The organism is Mesorhizobium sp. M7A.F.Ca.CA.004.12.1.1 (genome assembly GCF_003997835.1).
Taxonomy (GTDB): Bacteria; Pseudomonadota; Alphaproteobacteria; order Rhizobiales; family Rhizobiaceae; genus Mesorhizobium.
On the sequence record NZ_RZRK01000499.1, the window covers coordinates 1 to 4,611 of the forward strand.

Below are 4,611 nucleotides of genomic sequence, written 5' to 3' on the forward strand. Positions count from 1 at the left end.
GGCCATCGCGGCCAGGGCCTCGTCGGGATTGCCCAGCGCCTCACGCGCCTGTCGCAGCCGGTTCTCGCCGCGCCCCGCGATGATCACACTGGCCCCAGCCTCAACGCAGCGCCGGGCCAGCGCCAGACCCATGCCGGAGCCGCCACCGACGATCAGGATTTTCTGATTTGAAATGCTCATTCGCACTGCCTTTGCTTGGATGGAGAAGGGCAGGGAATTGGCAGTTCGGTACGGCAAGTGAAAACGGAAGAAACCGATAGCGCTATCGGAAACGCCGATGATGCAGGGCGATCAGTTGCCGCAAGCGGCGAAGGCAGCGCCCGGGTTCCAGTCCTTGAAAGCGATGGCCTGGCCTTCGACCGAGACGGTCTTGTGCTTGGTGCTGCCGTCCGGCTGCTTTTCGCTGCTGGTGCCTTTGCCGGTCAGCACATTGTACTCGCAGGCGCTTTCGGCATTCTCCTTCAAATAGTCATCATGGTTATAGGCGAAGCCGGCGACGATGAAGGCACCGTTGCGCCAGGCGATGGTCAGCGTCATGTCGGTCCGTTCGCTGCCGACCGGCATCGCTGGCAGGTAGAATTTGATCGAACCGTTGGGCAGCATCGTCAGTTCCGGCTCGGTGTCGGAGTTCTCGTAGCCCGGCCGGTCGTAGCCGTTCCATTCCCCGTGGACCTGCTCGTGCACGATCTCGACAGGCTTGAGGTAATTGTGCTCCTTGTCCCTGAGGAAGAAGTGGACGTCCATCGGCTGGCCGGGCTCGGTCTCGACCACCATGGCAAGATCGACGGCGCCATCGCCGTCGAAGTCGCCAGTCACAGCCGTGACGATTTTCCGGGTTTCGATCGGCTCCGCAAGGGCGAGGCTCGGCAACAGCAAAGATAGAAAAGCGAGCAGCAGAGATTTCATGGTGGCATATTCCCCCAGACTGACACCTTGCGGTTCTATAGCATGGCGGTGGAATATCGCGCGCCCTCTCTTCTCCCCGACGAAGTCGCGCGGGATGCTTTCCTTAGCTTGTGGTGACGCAACTGACGAAAACTGACAGCGATCTGTGCCACATGCCGGGCGATGACGATGGGCACAACGCGGGAGGCAATACGACAGTGGGAGCAGGAACTATGGTGGCGCGAGCGGCACTGAACAAACAGGCCGGCTAATGGCGCCGGTCAAGGTCGATCCCGACAAGGTGCACGAGTTTCCGGATGCGGGCAGCTTCTACGCCTGGCTCGGCAAGCACCACGCCACGGAAACCGAAGTGTGGATCAAGGTTCACAAGGTGGGGTCGGGACTGAAGTCGATCACGCCGAAGGAAGCCATCGACGTGGTGCTGTGCTTCGGCTGGATCGACGCGGTGCGCAAGGGGCTGGACGACAAGAGTTTCCTGCAGCGCTACACGCCGCGCAGCCGGAAGAGCATCTGGAGCCTGATCAACATCGACAATGTCGCGCGGCTGGTCGAGGAGGGCCGCATGACCGAGCATGGGCTCAAACAGGTCGAGGCGGCCAAGGCGGACGGGCGCTGGGCGCGCGCCTATGGCAGCGGCAAGCAGATGAAGATCCCCGATGATTTGCAAGCAGCCATAGACGCCGAACCCGCCGCGAAGGCGATGCTTGAAAAACTCAGTGCGCAAAACCGCTTCGCACTCGCCTTCCGCACCCACAACATGAAGACCGAGGCCGGGCGCAAGAAGAAGATCGAGACGTTTGTAGCAATGCTGAAGCGCGGCGAGACGATCCATCCGCAAGGCAGGAAGTAAGCCGCTCAGGCTCTTTCTGCGGCGAGGGGCATGCGTTGCGCATGCGGCCCGCCACCCGATCCCTGGGCAGATTGTGATCGGCACTCAGCGTCGCATGAAGTGCTTCAGTATCTGAATCGCCGAATTGTTATAAGCATCTGTTTTTATGCGGATTTGACAGGTGTCTGTCGCGCATTTCCTCCGGCATTGCGTAGCCAAGAAAAAAGCCGCCCTCGCTTTTGCGAGCGGCGGCCTTTTCCCGGGAGGAAGTCAGGAAGGAGGGGCGATCAAGCAGCCTTGGCGTGCTTGATGGTTCAAAGGCAGATACTATTGGTTCAGGTCGACCGGTGTCACGCCAAGGAGTTTCAAGGCGTTGGCGTAGGTCCTGATGCCTTGGGCCTGCTTTCGCTCGGCACAAAACCGGTTCGCCTTGTCCTGGAGTGCCGTTGCCTCGGCGATCTGGCTTGCGCTCGTGCCTGGGACGGCTTTCGTCTGGATGGCTCCGTCGAGTTGAAGGCCGAGCTGGCTGCAATATTCGCTCCGGGTGACCGCTGCTTCCGCCCCCGACTCTGCGACCGCCAGCATGGCGAGCGAAATGCCTGTCAGGGCACCCATCCATCCGGTCGAGCGTCGTTGCATGTTTCGGGACCATTTCTTCGCGTTGTGCAGCAGCCTGCTTGACCGCCGCGAGGGTGGTTATGACAGGCGATGTTTTCGCGAGTTTTTCCCGGATGTTGAATCTTGTTTCTGGAGTGTGTCTGGGTGGGGTTGTCCCTTCTCCCCCTGTGGGAGAAGGTGGCCTCGCGAAGCGAGTCGGATGAGGGGTGTTCCAGGGAACACCAACGTCTCATTCGCTGGAACACCCCTCATCCGTCTAGGCGCTGACGCGCCGATCCACCTTCCCCCACAAGGGGGGAAGGCAAGGGCGTTCCGCTGTATGCGGCGCTTGCGCCTCTTCCTTTGCGGCCATCCTTCGCGTAAGGCGCCGGGCAAATCCTTTCACGCAAGCATATAGCCCGGACACCGCATGATCAGACTTGAAAGCATCAGCAAGCAGAACGGCCGTCAGCTTGTCTTCATCGAAGCGTCGGCCTCCCTGCAGAAGGGCGAGAAGGTCGGCCTCGTCGGGCCGAACGGCGCCGGCAAGACGACGCTGTTTCGCATGATCACCGGGCAGGAGCAGCCCGACGAAGGCCAGGTGCAGGTCGATCGCGGCGTCACCATCGGCTATTTCAGCCAGGATGTCGGCGACATGGAAGGCCACAGCGCTGTCGCCGAAGTGATGAACGGCGCCGGGCCGGTGTCCGAAGTCGCGGCCGAAATGGCAGCCCTCGAGGCGGCCATGGCCGATCCCGACCAGGCCGACCAGATGGACGAAATCATCGAAAAATATGGCGAGGCGCAGCACCGCTTCGAGGAACTCGACGGTTATGCGCTGGATGGCCGTGCGCGGGAAGTGCTGGACGGTCTCGGCTTTTCGCAGGAGATGATGGACGGCGATGTCGGAAAGCTGTCCGGCGGCTGGAAGATGCGCGTGGCGCTGGCCCGCATCCTGCTGATGCGGCCCGACGCCATGCTGCTCGATGAGCCATCGAACCATCTCGACCTGGAGAGCCTGATCTGGCTGGAATCCTTCCTGAAAAACTATGACGGCGCGCTGCTGATGACCTCGCACGATCGCGAGTTCATGAACCGCATCGTCAACAAGGTGGTCGAGATCGACGCCGGTTCGCTGACCGCCTATTCCGGAAACTACGAATTCTACCAGCAGCAGCGGGCGATCGCCGACAAGCAGCAGCAGGCACAGTTCGAGCGCCAGCAGGCAATGCTGGCCAAGGAGATCGCCTTCATCGAGCGCTTCAAGGCGCGCGCCTCGCATGCCGCGCAGGTGCAGAGCCGGGTGAAGAAGCTGGACAAGATCGACCGCGTCGAGCCGCCGAAGCGCCGCCAGACGGTTTCCTTCGATTTCCTGCCGGCGCCGCGCTGCGGCGAAGATGTCGTGACGCTGAAGAACGTCCACAAGGGCTATGGCAGCCGCTCCATCTATGAGGGGCTCGACTTCCAGGTGCGCCGCCGCGAGCGCTGGTGCATCATGGGCGTCAACGGCGCCGGCAAATCGACGCTTCTGAAGCTGGTCGCCGGCGCTTCCGAGCCCGACACCGGCACGGTCGCGCGCGGCCCAAGTGTCAAGATGGGTTATTTCGCCCAGCACGCCATGGAGGTGCTGGAAGGCGAGCGCACGGTGTTTCAGACACTGGAGGACGCGTTTCCGCAGGCCGGCCAGGCGCCGCTCAGGGCACTTGCCGGCTGCTTCGGTTTTTCCGGCGACGAGATCGAGAAGAAATGCCGCGTGCTGTCAGGCGGCGAGAAGGCGCGGCTGGTGATGGCGCTGATGCTGTTCGACCCGCCCAACCTTTTGGTGCTGGACGAGCCGACCAACCATCTCGACATCGCCACCAAGGAGATGCTGATCACCGCACTGTCGCAGTACGAGGGCACCATGCTGTTCGTCTCGCACGACCGGCATTTTCTGGCAGCGCTTTCCAATCGCGTGCTGGAACTGACGCCCGAAGGCATCCACACCTATGGCGGCGGCTATACTGAATATGTCGAGCGCACCGGCCAGGAAGCGCCGGGGCTCAGGAGCTAGGTAAATGATAAGGGCGGCGTCGGCTCGAAGCCGGCACCGCCCTTTGAATATGGTCCGGCTGGAATGACGGCCTTACTCGAACGAGATGGCCATGCCGCTGAGGTCGGCGTTGACCTGCAGGCCGACTTGCTTGCCCGTGAGTTCGAGTTGGGCGCCCTTGTCATTGGTCATGATGATCACCTGGGCTCCCTTGCCGATCGTGCCGCCGCCGCCGGCTGCTCCGTAG

5 protein-coding genes are annotated in these 4,611 nt (G+C 61.9%); 2 read left to right on the plus strand and 3 right to left on the minus strand.

Translation table 11 applies throughout. The features are described 5' to 3' along the window. A partial coding sequence (locus EN984_RS23495) for an SDR family NAD(P)-dependent oxidoreductase (protein ID WP_127383974.1) occupies positions 1-180 on the minus strand: 180 nt, incomplete at its 3' end. A gap of 111 nt (positions 181-291) precedes the next feature. Then, positions 292-906, minus strand: coding sequence for a hypothetical protein (locus EN984_RS23500; RefSeq protein WP_127267004.1), 615 nt, complete (start codon positions 904-906; stop codon positions 292-294). Between the two features lie 250 nt (positions 907-1,156). On the opposite strand from EN984_RS23500, the gene EN984_RS23505 reads away from it, so the two are divergent. Then, complete coding sequence (locus EN984_RS23505; RefSeq protein WP_127267003.1) at positions 1,157-1,756, plus strand: YdeI/OmpD-associated family protein; 600 nt, start codon at positions 1,157-1,159, stop codon at positions 1,754-1,756. 306 nt (positions 1,757-2,062) lie between these two features. On the opposite strand, the gene EN984_RS23510 is transcribed toward EN984_RS23505, so the two are convergent. Next, on the minus strand, positions 2,063-2,350 hold the full coding sequence (locus EN984_RS23510; protein ID WP_127267002.1) for a hypothetical protein: 288 nt from the start codon (positions 2,348-2,350) through the stop codon (positions 2,063-2,065). Positions 2,351-2,762: 412 nt separating this feature from the next. Between EN984_RS23510 and EN984_RS23515 the strand changes: the two genes are divergently transcribed. Further along, a complete protein-coding gene (locus tag EN984_RS23515; RefSeq protein ID WP_127267001.1) occupies positions 2,763-4,385 on the plus strand; it encodes an ABC-F family ATP-binding cassette domain-containing protein in 1,623 nt (540 codons plus the stop codon). Positions 4,386-4,611: the final 226 nt, after the last annotated feature.